Annotated in this window: 15 protein-coding genes and 1 tRNA gene; 8 read left to right on the top strand and 8 right to left on the bottom strand. The window is 47.4% G+C overall.

Annotated elements, in window-relative coordinates; all coding sequences use genetic code 11:
- Nucleotides 1-28: 28 nt before the first annotated feature.
- From trpD to trpA, 5 genes are all read left to right on the top strand, one after another.
- Nucleotides 29-1,021, top strand: coding sequence for an anthranilate phosphoribosyltransferase (gene trpD, locus V7Q13_RS08555; protein ID WP_333800266.1), 993 nt, complete (start codon nt 29-31; stop codon nt 1,019-1,021).
- On the top strand, nt 1,022-1,825 hold the full coding sequence (gene trpC, locus V7Q13_RS08550) for an indole-3-glycerol phosphate synthase TrpC (protein WP_333800265.1): 804 nt from the start codon (nt 1,022-1,024) through the stop codon (nt 1,823-1,825). It begins immediately after the preceding gene.
- The gene (locus V7Q13_RS08545) at nt 1,822-2,475 is read left to right on the top strand and encodes a phosphoribosylanthranilate isomerase (RefSeq protein ID WP_333800264.1); all 654 of its coding nucleotides are present in this window, start codon (nt 1,822-1,824) and stop codon (nt 2,473-2,475) included. The genes trpC and V7Q13_RS08545 overlap by 4 nt, the downstream gene beginning before the upstream one ends.
- Nucleotides 2,476-2,632: 157 nt before the next feature.
- Nucleotides 2,633-3,817, top strand: a complete 1,185-nt coding sequence (gene trpB / locus V7Q13_RS08540) for a tryptophan synthase subunit beta (RefSeq protein ID WP_333800263.1) — start codon at nt 2,633-2,635, stop codon at nt 3,815-3,817.
- Between the two features lie 94 nt (nt 3,818-3,911).
- Nucleotides 3,912-4,682: a tryptophan synthase subunit alpha gene (gene trpA / locus V7Q13_RS08535; protein ID WP_333800262.1), complete on the top strand. Its 771-nt coding sequence runs from the start codon at nt 3,912-3,914 to the stop codon at nt 4,680-4,682.
- On the opposite strand, the gene V7Q13_RS08530 is transcribed toward trpA, so the two are convergent.
- The 4 genes from V7Q13_RS08530 to V7Q13_RS08515 form a co-directional block, all read right to left on the bottom strand.
- Nucleotides 4,683-5,093, bottom strand: coding sequence for a hypothetical protein (locus V7Q13_RS08530; protein WP_333800261.1), 411 nt, complete (start codon nt 5,091-5,093; stop codon nt 4,683-4,685).
- Between the two features lie 30 nt (nt 5,094-5,123).
- Entirely contained in the window at nt 5,124-6,146 is a 1,023-nt protein-coding gene (gene thiL, locus V7Q13_RS08525) for a thiamine-phosphate kinase (RefSeq protein ID WP_333800260.1), read from the bottom strand.
- A gap of 87 nt (nt 6,147-6,233) precedes the next feature.
- Nucleotides 6,234-6,599 (bottom strand): four helix bundle protein, encoded by a 366-nt coding sequence (locus V7Q13_RS08520; RefSeq protein ID WP_333800259.1) that lies wholly within the window; start codon nt 6,597-6,599, stop codon nt 6,234-6,236.
- Nucleotides 6,600-6,692: 93 nt separating this feature from the next.
- Nucleotides 6,693-7,478: an inositol monophosphatase family protein gene (locus tag V7Q13_RS08515; protein ID WP_333800258.1), complete on the bottom strand. Its 786-nt coding sequence runs from the start codon at nt 7,476-7,478 to the stop codon at nt 6,693-6,695.
- Nucleotides 7,479-7,569: 91 nt separating this feature from the next.
- Between V7Q13_RS08515 and V7Q13_RS08510 the strand changes: the two genes are divergently transcribed.
- A complete protein-coding gene (locus V7Q13_RS08510; RefSeq protein WP_333800257.1) occupies nt 7,570-8,751 on the top strand; it encodes a glycosyltransferase family 2 protein in 1,182 nt (393 codons plus the stop codon).
- On the opposite strand, the gene hflX is transcribed toward V7Q13_RS08510, so the two are convergent.
- The 4 genes from hflX to V7Q13_RS08490 form a co-directional block, all read right to left on the bottom strand.
- On the bottom strand, nt 8,748-9,932 hold the full coding sequence (gene hflX / locus V7Q13_RS08505; RefSeq protein WP_333800256.1) for a GTPase HflX: 1,185 nt from the start codon (nt 9,930-9,932) through the stop codon (nt 8,748-8,750). The two genes, V7Q13_RS08510 and hflX, sit on opposite strands and share 4 nt — an antisense overlap.
- Before the next feature lie 84 nt (nt 9,933-10,016).
- Nucleotides 10,017-10,757: an outer membrane beta-barrel protein gene (locus V7Q13_RS08500; RefSeq protein WP_333800255.1), complete on the bottom strand. Its 741-nt coding sequence runs from the start codon at nt 10,755-10,757 to the stop codon at nt 10,017-10,019.
- A gap of 250 nt (nt 10,758-11,007) precedes the next feature.
- A tRNA-Ile gene (locus V7Q13_RS08495) sits at nt 11,008-11,084 on the bottom strand.
- 37 nt (nt 11,085-11,121) lie between these two features.
- Nucleotides 11,122-11,409: a GIY-YIG nuclease family protein gene (locus V7Q13_RS08490; protein ID WP_333800254.1), complete on the bottom strand. Its 288-nt coding sequence runs from the start codon at nt 11,407-11,409 to the stop codon at nt 11,122-11,124.
- Between the two features lie 495 nt (nt 11,410-11,904).
- On the opposite strand from V7Q13_RS08490, the gene V7Q13_RS08485 reads away from it, so the two are divergent.
- Complete coding sequence (locus V7Q13_RS08485) at nt 11,905-12,492, top strand: RNA polymerase sigma-70 factor (RefSeq protein ID WP_333800253.1); 588 nt, start codon at nt 11,905-11,907, stop codon at nt 12,490-12,492.
- 110 nt (nt 12,493-12,602) lie between these two features.
- Nucleotides 12,603-13,742, top strand: coding sequence for a FecR family protein (locus V7Q13_RS08480; protein ID WP_333800252.1), 1,140 nt, complete (start codon nt 12,603-12,605; stop codon nt 13,740-13,742).
- Nucleotides 13,743-13,780 lie beyond the last annotated feature (38 nt).

The following is a 13,780-nucleotide window of genomic DNA, read 5'->3' as shown; positions in this document are numbered from 1 at the left end:
TCCCTTTAGGGATGATTTAGGAGGGTCTATGAAAAAAACACTTTTACATCTTTTCGAACATAAAACCCTGAGCCGCCAGCAAGCCTATGAAGTGCTGCTGGGTGTGGGCAAGGGCTTGTACAACGAGCATGAAGTAACGGCTTTCATGACCGTGTACCTCATGCGTAGCATTACCATCGATGAACTGCAGGGCTTTCAGGATGCCTTGCTCGAATTGTGTGTGCCCGTTGATTTGGGCGATCACAAAACGATAGACATTGTTGGTACCGGCGGCGATGGCAAAAACACGTTCAACATTTCTACACTGGCTTGCTTTATTGTTGCCGGTGCCGGACAAAAAGTGGCCAAACACGGCAACTACGGCGCCAGCAGCATTAGCGGTGCCAGCAACGTGATGGAGCAACTCGGGTACAAGTTTAGCAACGACAATGCCAAGCTGAAACGGGAAGTAGAAGAAGCGAATATCTGCTTCATGCATGCACCCATGTTTCATCCGGCGTTGAAAATGGTAGGACCCATTCGTAAAAATTTGGGTGTTCGTACTTTTTACAACATGCTCGGACCCATGGTCAATCCTGCTCGCCCTGCGTACCAGTTGGTGGGTGTGTACAACCTCGAAATGGCCCGCATTTACAACTACTTTTTACAACTTGGCGGCAAACCGTTTACCATCATCCACAGCCTCGATGGCTACGATGAAATATCGCTGACCAACGACACCAAAGTACTCACTAACCAAGGCGAATTTATGATGACGCCACAGCAGTTGGGCAAGCGGTTGGTCATGCAGCAAGACATACATGGTGGCGACACCGTGGAAGCGGCGGCCCGCATTTTCCGCAACATCATTTCGGGCAAAGGCACCTGGGCTCAAAACGCCGTGGTACTCGCCAATGCCGCCATGGCCTTGCATTGCACCGGCCAGTACAGCAGCTACGATGAAGCCTATCTCGCTGCTGTCGACAGCCTCGAAAGCGGCAAGGCAAAACAATGTTTGGGTACCCTCATCAACCTGCAGTAAATGAAAAATATTTTAGACCGCATTGTTGAACGCAAGCACGAAGAAGTGGCACTGACCAGGCAGCAGGCACCGCTGTCGCAGTTGCAAAGCATGCCTGCTTATCAGCAGCCATGTGTGTCTGCGGCGCAGCGCATTCGCAGTGGTGCACAGCCAGCGGTGATTACTGAGTTCAAGCGTAAGTCGCCCAGCAAAGGCTGGATAAAAGAAGGCGCTGCTGTAGCACAAATTGTTCCTGGTTATTGCAGCCAACAAGCAGCTGCCATCAGCGTACTCACCGACACTGATTTTTTTGGCGGCAGCCTGCAAGATATAGCCACTGCAGCATCTTTGGTAGATTGCCCATTGCTGCGCAAAGACTTTACAATTGACGCTTACCAGTTGCACGAAGCCAAAGCCTACGGCGCCGATTTGATTTTATTGATTGCCGCCATCCTCACACCCACACAGGTGCAGGAGCTGGCCGAAGAAGCCAAAAGCATTGGCCTGGAAGTGTTGTTGGAACTGCATGCCGAAGACGAACTGGCACATGTATGCGAAGCGGTGGATATGGTGGGCATCAACAACCGCAACCTTAAAAATTTTGAAGTCAATCTTGACCATAGCATCAGGATGGCCAATGCATTGCCTGCCCATAAATTGCGCATTGCCGAAAGCGGCATTCACAGTGCCGAGGCTGCTGTATATTTGAAGCAGCACGGCTTCGATGGGTTTTTGATTGGAGAGTATTTTATGAAGCAAGCCGATCCTGCGATTGCCTTTGCCGAATTCGTAAACCAATTCAATCAACTACACGAATCGGTATGAGATTAAAAGTATGTGGCATGACAGAACCTGCGCAAATGGATGCGCTGGAAAAAATGGACGTCACTTTTGGCGGCCTCATTTTCTATCCCAAAAGCCCCCGCTATGCGTTGCGCCACATGACTACGCTTCAAATCAAAAGTTTTAAAACCATCAACAAGGTTGGTGTGTTTGTCAATGCCAGCATAGACGAAATAAAACACATGGTGGATGAATGCCGACTGCAACTGGTGCAGCTGCATGGCGATGAAACACCTAAGTTCTGCGAAAAAATTGCCGACTACATTTCTGTTGTCAAAGCCTTTCGCATTGCTGAAAACGACAACGTAGCGTACAAGATTCGTGACTACATGGACATGTGCGATATGTTTTTGTTCGACACAAAACCACTCACACAAGGTGCTGAAAATCCGTACGGCGGCACCGGCAAAAAATTCAACTGGGATTTGCTGAAAAACGTAAACGTAGGCAAGCCCTATTTTTTAAGCGGTGGCATTGGCCCTGATGACGTAGCAGACGTACATGCATTTATGCAGGAGCCTGCTGCCAAAGCACTGTTTGCCCTCGATGTCAACAGCAAATTCGAAACCAGCCCCGGCGTAAAAGACATGAGCAAAGTGAGCCAGTTTTATAACGACATAAAAGCATTTTGATACCAGCAGTGGTGCAGGTGGCATCTTCGTTGTGTCACTCACTTCAACTGCAGTGCATAATTGAGAAAATAACCACAGAGGAGTTGGAGTACACACAGAGAACACTGCGGTACTCTGTGAATACCTCCGCTTCCTCCGTGGTAAAAATAAAATAACGATGACAACTTCATACAAACAACCCAATGCGCAGGGGTACTACGGCAAGTTTGGTGGTGCATACATTCCCGAAATGCTGCACCGCAATGTGGAAGAGCTGCGTACCCGCTACCTCGATATTATGTACGAGGTAGCATTTCAAAAAGAATTTCAGCAACTGCTTCGTGATTATGTGGGCCGTCCTACGCCTTTGTTTTTGGCCGAACGCCTGAGCAAAGAATTTGGCGCAACTATCTACCTCAAGCGGGAAGATTTGTGCCACACCGGGGCACATAAAATCAACAATACCGTGGGCCAGATTTTGCTGGCACAGCGGCTGGGCAAAAAGCGCATCATTGCCGAAACCGGCGCCGGTCAGCATGGCGTAGCCACCGCCACTGTGTGTGCCCTCAAAGGGTTGGAATGCATTGTGTACATGGGCGAAAAAGACATCGAACGTCAGGCACCCAACGTGGCCCGCATGAAAATGCTCGGTGCTAAAGTAGTACCCGCTACATCTGGCAGCAAAACGCTGAAAGATGCCACCAACGAAGCCATCCGCGACTGGATCAACAATCCCAACGATACGCATTACATCATTGGCAGTGTGGTAGGACCACATCCTTACCCCGATATGGTAGCTCGTTTTCAAAGCGTCATCAGCGAAGAAATACGCCAGCAACTGAAAGCCAAAACTGGTAGCGAACTGCCTACGCATGTAATGGCCTGTGTAGGTGGTGGTAGCAATGCTGCAGGCGCCTTCTATCATTTTGTTGATGAACCAGCTGTAAAAATTGTAGCAGTAGAAGCTGCGGGTCATGGTGTAAACTCAGGCATGAGTGCTGCCACTACTGCACTCGGTACAACCGGTATTTTGCATGGCAGCAAAAGCCTGTTGATGCAAACCGCCGATGGGCAAGTGGTAGAACCACACAGCATTTCAGCCGGCCTCGATTATCCCGGCATCGGCCCCATGCATGCCAACCTTTTCGATACCAATCGCGGCATCTTCCTGAGTGCTACCGATAAGCAAGCTTTGGCAGCGGCGTTTCATGTGGCTAAAACAGAAGGCATTATCCCCGCACTGGAAACCGCTCATGCGTTTGCGGTGATTGATCAACTGCAATTGTCGGCCACAGACGTGTTGGTGATTTGCCTGAGTGGCCGCGGCGATAAAGATTTGGCAACGTATATGAACCACATGTAATTGATACAAACCACAGAGGAATCGGAGGTGTTCACAGAGGAACACAGTGCTACTCCGTGAGAACTCTATTTCCTCTGTGGTAAAAAATGAAATCATGAGCAGAATAGATTCTCTCTTCCAACGCAAGCAACACAACGTACTCAACGTATACGTAACCGCTGGTTATCCCAATCTGAATGATACCCTTACCATCATGCAGGCTTTGGAAGCCAATGGTGCCGACCTCATTGAGCTCGGCATGCCCTACAGCGATCCATTGGCCGATGGCCCGGTGATACAGCACAGCAGCAGCATTGCCATTGCCAACGGTATGACCATTGAAACACTTTTTGCCCAGCTGAAGGACCTGCGTAGCTCCGTGTCCGTTCCAGTCATTTTGATGGGCTACATGAATCCGGTATTGCAGTATGGCTTCGAAAAGTTTTGTGCGGATGCCGCAGCAGTGGGTGTAGATGGATTGATTTTGCCTGATTTGCCGGAGTACGAATTTGAAACGGAATATGGTGCCATCATCAAACAATATGGCCTCGATTTTATTTTCCTGGTAACACCCGAAACATCGGAAGAACGCATCAAAAAACTGGATAGCCTGAGCAGTGGCTTTTTGTATGCCGTTTCTTCCTCTTCCACCACCGGCGGCGATAAAGCCTTTTCGCCGGTGCAGGAATATTTGCAGCGTTTGCAATCGTATCAGTTGCGCAATCCCGTGCTGGTAGGTTTTGGCGTAAAAGACAAGGCCAGCTTTGAAGCAGCTGCAGCATACAGCAATGGTGCCATCATTGGTAGTGCTTTCATCAAATCACTGGATGGAGCGGCAGATGTAACCGCTGCTACCAAGGCATTTCTATCGTCGGTACTGCATTAATTATTGACGAATCAACGCAACAGAATCGTACAGAAACACCCGCAGCCGGGGTGGCTTGGGCTGCACATACATATACTGTGCAGGTATGCCTTTGCCGTGATAGTATTGGCCAAACACTTGCAATACATAACCACTGTCTTTCAGTACATGATACCTGGGAGGAATGGTTACGTCAATGTCTTTGGCCATTAAATACAACCGGTCTTCTTCGGCTGCAGTTTTCGTTAGTGCATATATCTCCATCGATGTGCCATCAACGGGATACACAATGCATGAGCTGCGTTCTTCTTCCAGTTGTTTAGGAAAGTCGTAAATGCTGACTTCATCCTGCCCGTCAATGAGCAAGGTTTTGGTCCAGTAGATACTGGCCACCACTGTGAATGCGATGATAATCCAACGATAGGAACGCATGTAGATGTATACAATAAAAGTGAACCTGAATTATTGATGCTGCCAACCCTGCGCAATCAAATCGTAGGTGTTGCCGCCCTTAGTAATGATGGTTGGTTTTTTCTCCGGCTCGGTGATGTAACCAATTACACTCACTTCTTCGTTCAGCACCATTTTTTCATAATCACTTTGGTCAATGGTGAAGAGTAATTCGTAGTCTTCGCCACCGCTTAGTGCACAAGCGGTTGGGTCAAGTTCCAGTTTGTATGCAAACTGACGGGCATCGTTGTGTACCGGTATTTTTTCTTCGTACAGTACTGCACCGCATTGGCTTTGTTTGCAAATGTGCAATACTTCACTGCTCAGGCCATCGCTTACATCCATCATGCTGGTAGGCTTAATGTTGTTTTCGGCCAGCCATTCTATCACATCTTTTCTTGCTTCAGGCTTCAGGAGCTTACCAACGATGTAGGCTTCGTTTTCAAGGTCGGGTTGCACACCGGGGCTTTCCAGAAAAATCTTCTTCTCCCGCTCCAATAGGGTAAGGCCAAGGTATGCACCACCGAGGCAGCCGCTTACGCAAATGAGGTCGCCTTTTTTAGCACCACTTCTCGTCACAAATTCGTTGGGCGTTACTTCGCCTACAGCGGTTACACTTATCACCAAACCTTTGGGTGACGTGGAAGTATCGCCGCCAATGAGGTCTACATTGTATTTTTCGCAGGCAGCATACATGCCTTCGTACAATTCATCGAGTGCTTCTACACTAAAGCGATTGCTGAAGGCAATGCTTACGGTAACATGTGTAGGCGTGGCATTCATAGCATAAATATCACTCAGATTAACCACGATGCTTTTGTAGCCGAGGTGTTTGAGCGGTGTGTACATCAAATCAAAATGCACACCCTCAACCAACAGGTCGGTACTGATGACCGTTTGCTTGCCAAAGTGATCAATCACGGCGGCATCATCGCCCACACTCAGCAGTGTTGAAGCTTGCTTGGTTTCGTTGTTGCGGGTGAGGTGGTCAATCAAACCAAATTCACCGAGTGTATTTACTTCTGTTCGTTCCATATTACTATAGGTTAGAATGACGAGGTACGAAGTACGAAGTGGTTACACTTGATTACTTGTCTTCATCATTTGAAATTTTATGTGGGATTATTTTTGATTGGATATTTTTTTTCTCATGCTGTTGATAGAAGCTACTATAATGCGTAGCAGTTCGTCACCTTCTTGAATCAATTCGTTGATGCGGGTTACCATTGTTGGATTGAATGATTTCAACAAAGTCAAAAAGCCGATTGTTTCATCGCATTCTTCTTCTACTATTTTTAGTTTATGTATAAAATCTGCTGATGACTTCGCCCTTTGAGCAGCCCTGTAATTTGCATACACTGACGAAGAACACCTTATGATTTGAGCATTATATACTTTATTGATTGCTGTGTAGGGGAGTGCTTGGGTAAGTTGTGCAACATCAACGGCATATTGAAACATCCTTTGAATGAGGTTTGTAGCTGGCATAGTGTGTGTTTTGAATACTGAAATGTCACCAAGTTACAAATGGTATCCCACTTCGTATCTCCTACCTCCTACTTCGTACTTCTCACTTCGTCCTTACGCAGGTACATTGCCTTTCAACCATTGCAGCAATTCATCGTGAATAATGCCATTTGTGGCTACAATGCGGGGCTTATAGGGATTGTATGTTTCTCCTTCCATATTGGTGACTTTACCACCGGCTTCTTCAACTATCAGCCAGCCTGCTGCACTGTCCCAGGCATTGAGTTTGTGTTCGTAAAAACCATCGAACCGGCCAGCTGCCACCCAGCACAAATCAATAGCCGCACTACCGAGGCGGCGCACCGGTATACCTCTGCGAATAAAACGTTCAAAACATTCAAGCGGTCCGTTGGCATCGTTGATATACGTGTAAGGAAAACCTGTAACCAAACAGGCATGCAGTACGTCCTTTCTGCTGCTCACATGAATGGGGCTATCGTTCAGCGTGGCGCCTTTTCCTTTTTCTGCAAAAAAGAATTCATTCAGGATGGGTGCATATACTGCACCCATCATCATTTCACCATTTTTTTCGAGACCAATGCTCACACAGCAAAGCGGAATGCCCTGCGCAAAATTGATGGTGCCATCAATTGGGTCAATGATCCATTTGTATTCGCTGTCGGTAGCTACATTGCCCGTTTCTTCACTCAAAATAAAATGGTCGGGGTAATAAGACCGAATCACTTCAATAATCGCTTTGTCTGCAGCATGATCGGCTTCGGTTACCAGATCGTTTACGCCACCTTCTTTATACGCTGTCTTCAGTTCCGGATTGTTGAAGTAATATGTTAATTGTGCTGCTCCGGCAGTCACAGCTTCTTTCAGTACTTGTGCTAACATGGGGGCAAAAGTAAACGTATTGCCGCAGGTATCCTTGCCACAGCAGGGGGCAATTGCGTATAATTAACTAACCTTGCTGCCTACATTTCGTATGCAACTGAGTATCATCATCGTCAACTACAAAGTGCGGTTGTTTGCAGAGCAATGCCTGGCTTCGCTACGGCTGGCTACCAAACACCTGCAAGCCGAAATTTTTGTGGTAGACAACAACAGCGATGATGGCAGTGTAGCTTACCTGCAGCCGCTTTTTCCGGAAGTAACGTTTATTGCCAAAGCACACAACATTGGTTTTGCCTGTGCCAATAACGATGCTTTGTGGCGCTGCAAAGGTGAGTATGTACTCTTTCTCAATCCCGATACCATTGTGGCAGAAGATGCGCTGTCAACATCTGTTGCGTATATGCAGGTACATCCACGCTGTGGCGGGCTGGGCATTCAAATGCTGGATGGTGCCGGTCGTTTTTTGCCAGAGTCAAAACGAGGCTTTCCATCGCCGGCTACCAGCTTGTACAAGCAGCTGGGTTTGTACAAACTCTTTCCAACATCGCCACGCTTTGCCCGCTACTACATGGGGCATTTGCCACAGCACACAACTGCCGAAGTAGATGTGTTGGCCGGCGCTTATATGCTGGTGCGTAAATCTGTGCTCGATGCGATAGGCGGGTTCGATGAAAAATTCTTCATGTATGGCGAAGACATTGACCTGAGCTACCGCATCAAACAAGCCGGTTTTTACAATGCTTACTTTGCCGATGCCGCTATCATTCATTTCAAAGGAGAAAGTACCGCCAAAGGAAGCATGAACTATGTGCGGGTGTTTTATCAGGCTATGCAGTTGTTTGTGCAAAAGCATTTTCAGGGCAGTGGCGCTTTCTTGTATCGGAGTTTGTTGTATTTGGGCATCAGCACACGTGCTGGCATCAGTGCGGTGGGAAGAATATTGGGTAAAAAATTGACTCAGCAAGAAGTGCCTGCCACGGTGGTGTGGCATGCCATTGGCTGGCCACCTATGGTAGCAAAGCCATTGTTTTTACGTATCAACGAACAGTTGATACCCATTCATTGGAAAGATGATGCCAGTGATAACGACACTGCATTGCTGCTGGTGGCTGGCTACGATGTTACGATTGCTCAAATGATGCAACTGCTACAGCAACATGCTGCGCAAAAAACATGCTGGCTGCACCTGGTACAAACCAATAGTGTGCTCATGAGCAACGATAAAAATAAAACCGGATTATCAGCCTTGTTTGCTGAAGCAAATACAGCTTAGTAAAAGTTGGTTTTGTACGGATAACGGACAGCGTAGTGATGCCGTACTTTATCGAGAATAGATTTACGCAACCCTTCAACGTTTCTTTTTTCCAAGGCAGCTATAAATACTGCGTTGTAATGCGTTTCACGTTGCCAGCGGGCTTCGAGATCTTTCAGCAGCTGTTGCTTTATTTCATCATCCAGCCACTCGTCAAAGGTATTTTTCTCGTAGAGGTCCAGCTTGTTGAAAACTGTGATGACTGGCTTGTCGTGGGCATTCAAATCCTGCAGGGTTTTGTTTACCACATTGTATTGGTCTTCATATTGCGGATGACCCACATCTACCACATGCAGCAGCACATCGGCTTCCCGCACTTCATCGAGGGTGCTCTTAAAACTTTCTACCAGGTGGTGCGGCAGTTTGCGAATGAAACCAACGGTATCGCTGAGTAGAAACGGCGTGTTTTCAAACACTACTTTTCGGGTAGTGGTATCGAGAGTAGCAAAGAGTTTGTTTTCAGCAAATACTTCGCTTTTACTCAGCAGGTTCATAATGGTGCTTTTGCCCACGTTGGTATAGCCTACCAATGCTACGCGTATAAATTCACCCCGTTCTTTGCGTTGGGTAAATGCCTGCTTATCGTATTCTTTCAGTTTGTTTTTGAGCAGCGAAATTTTGTCCCGCACAATACGACGGTCCGTTTCAATTTCTGTTTCACCGGGTCCACGTGTTCCAATGCCACCCCCTTGCCTTTCGAGGTGTTTCCACATACCACGCAGTCGGGGCAGCAGATATTGGTATTGGGCCAGTTCTACCTGAGCACGGGCTTGGGCGGTTTTGGCCCTGCGGGCAAAAATGTCGAGGATCAAATCGCTGCGGTCAATGGTTTTTACACCGGTTGCTTTTTCAATATTGCTGATTTGTGAGCCGCTTAGTTCATCGTCAAAAATGAGGAGGTCGGCGCCTTTGAGTTTGGCGTACGTGCCTATTTCTTCCAGCTTGCCCTTGCCTACAAATGTGGCCTTATCGGGGTGGGGCAGCTTTTGCCAAAAACGCTTAATGGCTTTTGCCCCGGCTGTTTCGGCCAAAAAAGCCAACTCATCCAGGTACTCTTTGGTTTGCGTTTCTGTTTGGTGCTGATGAATGAGGCCCACCAAAATGGCGGTTTCAGCTTCCTGTATTTGTTTCTTTTCTATCAAAATACGATGGTATAAGATGGCAAAAATAAAACCTTACCGTGAGGCAAGGTTTTATTTCCGAATAAGATATTGGAGGGAAAGAAATTACAAGCCTGCAATGCAAATGCCCACACTGTATGGATATACTTCGGGGCCGGCACCTTCTTTAAACAAACCGGTAACCTGAAAAGCACCATACAAGCTGAGAGCACCGTAACCCACCCGAAGGGTTCCTGCCAGGCGGGTGCTGTTGAAAAAAGCACGTTCTTTCAGTTTCATGCTGTATTTATTGCCATACACAGAGTTGCCCGAGGCTGACTGCAGATTTTTACCCTTGGTGTAACCGCTAATCATGGTACCTACTTTAGCACCAATGGCTATTTTCAAACTCTTGTTTGGGTTGGCCGGGTTTTTTACCCAGCGCAATTCTACCGGTGCTTCGGCCCACACATTGGTGAGTTTGTACTTTTTAAAGTGGTTGGTATCTGCCACGTTTCTGAAGGCCGCCGTTTTAGATGTAGCAGTGCTGGTAAGGCGGATATCTGTTTTTTCGAAAAACATATTGCTGCTACCAATACCTGCGCCAATGCCAACGCTCCACTGCGGGTTTGTTTTAAAAGGCATATCCATCATTACATACACATTCAGGTGGCGGCTAAAGCCGGAGGTTTGAATGCTGTCGGGCTTGCCGGCCCAGCCATCGTAACCGGCCTGAAACATAAAATGGTCGTTGGCCCGGTTTTTTAAATTGAGTTTGTTGTAGTCAAACTTTTTTTTGGCAGCAGCTTTTGCTTTGGCTGCAGAATCAGCTGGCGAGGTTTGTGCCGTAGCTGCTTGTGTACACAAAAGGGCTAAAAGAACGGTCAGAATCCGCATAACTATTATTAAAGGTGGCTAAGGTAGCAGGGGGGGCCAAAACTATTCGTTAAAAGAACGGGCTACCCTGTTGCAAAATGCAGTGCAAATATCCCGGGTAGCGGGCAAACTTTCAACAATAAAACTCCGGCGGCCTGCGCCTGTTGTTGGTTATTATTTCTTACTTATAATAAAAAAGCAGTTGCCCCGCTGTGCTGGTAGCCAACTGCTTTCGTATTGGTGGTGGACTCTGAGGGACTTGAACCCCCGACCCGCTGATTATGAGTCAGCCGCTCTAACCACCTGAGCTAAGAGTCCTGGCAGTGATGATTCTGCGGCGGCAAATGTAGGAGATTTACGGAAAGCGGCGCAGCAGATTCTGTATCATTTCAGGGTAAGCTGCCAGGTGGCGGATGTATCGGCTGCTTTTTTGGTTTTTGATGTGTTTTTCGATACGCCTTGCCTGCGAAACGGAGTTGCATTGGATGGCGAGAAACGTTTCCCAATCGGTAGTTTGGCTGGTAAATGCACCAGGAAATATTTTTTTGAGATGCTCCTGAAGCCGCACCTCGTTGGGATATTCGGAACTGCCGGTATAAAATTTTTGTATGGAAGGGCTGAAGAGAATGTAGACAACAGCCATAAAGAAAATGAGTGGGTAATTTGAGAAGGGTGAGTCAGCCGCTCTAACCTCCCGATAGCTATCGGGATGAGCTAAGAGTCCTGGCAGTGATGATTCTGCGGCGGCAAATGTAGGAGATTTACGGAAAGCGGAGTAGCAGATTCTGTATCATTTCGGGGTAAGCAGCGAGGTGGCGGATGTATCGGCTGCTTTTTTGGTTTTTGATGTGCTTTTCAATACGCCTTGCCTGCGAAAGGGAGCTGCATTGGATGGTAAGAAACGGTTCCCAATCGGTAGTTTGGCTGGTAAATGCACGAGGAAAAAGCTTATTGACCTGCAAGCAGTTAGCCTGTTAAAAAAAGATTTTAAAAAAATGTTGCAATTGCAAACTGCTCAATAACAGTTAGTTATAAAGCAAGAAACAAAGCAATGCACCAGCTGTGAGCAAAACCTGATATAAATCAAGTGTACGAATGTGCAGAATGCAGCTATTTTTACGGCAACGATTGCGAACGAATGTACGAGCACCTTCATCTTTCTGAACTGCAGCATAAAATTGCAGCCTTTGAAGACCAACAGGCCTACAAAGAACTGTTTTTGCGCCTACAGCCGAAGCTGGTACAGTTTGCCAAAACCATTTGCCTGCAAAAAGAAGCTGCAGAAGAAGTTGTATCCGATGTTTTTGTAAGAGTGTGGCAAAAGCGTAAAACCCTCGATCACATCCAGAACCTGAAACTCTACCTCTACATAGCCACCCGCAATGTGAGCCTCAACTACCTTCGTGTAGATAGAAAGCATCAAACCTTGCAAATGGATGACTTGCAGGTAGAAATAGCCGCTTTTAATGCCAGCCCCGCCCAGCTTATGATGACGGCGGAGCTGCAACAACAAATAGCCTGGGCGGTAGAAGAGCTGCCCACCCAATGCAAAATCATTTTTAAGCTGGTAAAAGAAGACGGGCTTAAGCAAAAAGAAGTAGCCGAGTTATTGCACCTACAGCCCAAGACAGTGGAGAATCAGCTGGCTATTGCCGTAAGAAAAATTGGTGTGGCACTCCGCCAGTTTGCACCTGCCCGTACCAAAACAGTGAAAAAGCCTGCATGAGCAGGAGTAGTGGGCCGCACATTTGAAGCAACCTGTTTTTTTTCAAAAAAATTTTGCCGTCTTTGGGGGATTGAGCCGAAAGTCTTGTCTATACCCACATTGCCTGACCTATGGAAAACCGAATCTGGTTCCTTTATGCCAAAAAACTAACGGGAGAAGCAACTGATGTTGAAACCCGTGAGCTCAACGAGCTGCTCAGCAGCAAGCCTGAGCTGTACGATGAATTGGCGGCACTCGAAACAGTCTGGGTAACCCCTTCAGAAATTTCTACCCCAACAGATAGCGACTTTAGCCAACTGGCAGCAAAAATTCAATCGCAAGGATATGACTTTGAATGGCCGGTACAAGAAGCCGAAGAACCCGTTGCTACCGCTGCGGCCCCGGTTCGTTGGTTGCGCAGGCCTGCTACCTGGATAGCCGCCACTGCCGCCGCCGCCGCAATCATCGCCGCGGTTTGGTTTAGTAATTCGCCTGCTGGTCATGTGTTGGAAGAACCCGCCATGGCCAAGGCCAATCAGGTATCTACCCGGCCGGGCTCCCGCAGCAAAGTGGTACTGCCCGATGGTACTCAGGTTTGGCTCAATGCCGATAGCAAGCTTACCTATGGCAACGACTTTGGCGTAAGCAGCCGCGATGTAACCCTCAGCGGTGAGGCCTATTTTGATGTAAAGCCCAACAAAGAGGTTCCATTTTACATCCATACTTCCAAAATCAAGATTAAAGTAACCGGTACGGTATTCAATGTAAGGGCTTACCCCAACGAAACCCGTTCGGAAACCAGCCTGCTGCACGGCAAAGTAGAAGTAACGCTGAACAGCAGCCCCGATAAAACTTATTTTCTTAAGCCAAGCGATAAGCTGGTAGTGACCGACGATGGGGGCATCAACCAAACCAACGCCGCCACAGTTGCCAATGCCATGCAAAAGCAAAACCGCGTAGCACCTGCCGTGCAAATACCGGTGATGAAACAACTGGTGGTAAAGCCAGATGAAACTTTTCCTGTAGAAACAGCCTGGGTAAACAATACTTTGGCTTTTGCCGATGAATCTTTTAGAGAAGTAGCCGATAAAATGGAACGCTGGTATGGCATCGAAATCGTGTTTGCCCATCAGCAATTAGAAAAAATGCGCTTTACCGGCCGCTTTGAAAATGAAACCGTGGCACAGGCACTGGAAGCCATGCAACTGGCTTCTCCTTTTAAGTATACCATCAACGGCAACTCCGTTGTTATTTTCAAAACCACCAAATAGCTTGCTTATGAAAACCACCGCACAATTCGATACCGGCT

Origin of the sequence: Phnomibacter sp. (assembly GCF_036803085.1) — a bacterium.
GTDB lineage: Bacteria > Bacteroidota > Bacteroidia > Chitinophagales > Chitinophagaceae > Phnomibacter.
The sequence above is the reverse complement of the archived record's forward strand: the minus strand, read 5'-3'. Positions and strand labels throughout refer to the sequence as shown.

Excerpts from the sequence above, each read along its gene's own strand:
- V7Q13_RS08520 (WP_333800259.1), bottom strand. The coding sequence starts at position 6,599 with ATGCCAGCTACAAACCTCATTCAAAGGATGTTTCAATATGCCGTTGAT.
- V7Q13_RS08480 (WP_333800252.1), top strand. The coding sequence starts at position 12,603 with ATGGAAAACCGAATCTGGTTCCTTTATGCCAAAAAACTAACGGGAGAA.
- V7Q13_RS08530 (WP_333800261.1), bottom strand. The coding sequence starts at position 5,093 with ATGCGTTCCTATCGTTGGATTATCATCGCATTCACAGTGGTGGCCAGT.
- V7Q13_RS08510 (WP_333800257.1), top strand. The coding sequence starts at position 7,570 with ATGCAACTGAGTATCATCATCGTCAACTACAAAGTGCGGTTGTTTGCA.
- trpB (WP_333800263.1), top strand. The coding sequence starts at position 2,633 with ATGACAACTTCATACAAACAACCCAATGCGCAGGGGTACTACGGCAAG.
- thiL (WP_333800260.1), bottom strand. The coding sequence starts at position 6,146 with ATGGAACGAACAGAAGTAAATACACTCGGTGAATTTGGTTTGATTGAC.
- V7Q13_RS08490 (WP_333800254.1), bottom strand. The coding sequence starts at position 11,409 with ATGGCTGTTGTCTACATTCTCTTCAGCCCTTCCATACAAAAATTTTAT.
- V7Q13_RS08485 (WP_333800253.1), top strand. The coding sequence starts at position 11,905 with ATGTACGAGCACCTTCATCTTTCTGAACTGCAGCATAAAATTGCAGCC.
- trpA (WP_333800262.1), top strand. The coding sequence starts at position 3,912 with ATGAGCAGAATAGATTCTCTCTTCCAACGCAAGCAACACAACGTACTC.
- V7Q13_RS08545 (WP_333800264.1), top strand. The coding sequence starts at position 1,822 with ATGAGATTAAAAGTATGTGGCATGACAGAACCTGCGCAAATGGATGCG.
- V7Q13_RS08515 (WP_333800258.1), bottom strand. The coding sequence starts at position 7,478 with ATGTTAGCACAAGTACTGAAAGAAGCTGTGACTGCCGGAGCAGCACAA.
- trpC (WP_333800265.1), top strand. The coding sequence starts at position 1,022 with ATGAAAAATATTTTAGACCGCATTGTTGAACGCAAGCACGAAGAAGTG.
- trpD (WP_333800266.1), top strand. The coding sequence starts at position 29 with ATGAAAAAAACACTTTTACATCTTTTCGAACATAAAACCCTGAGCCGC.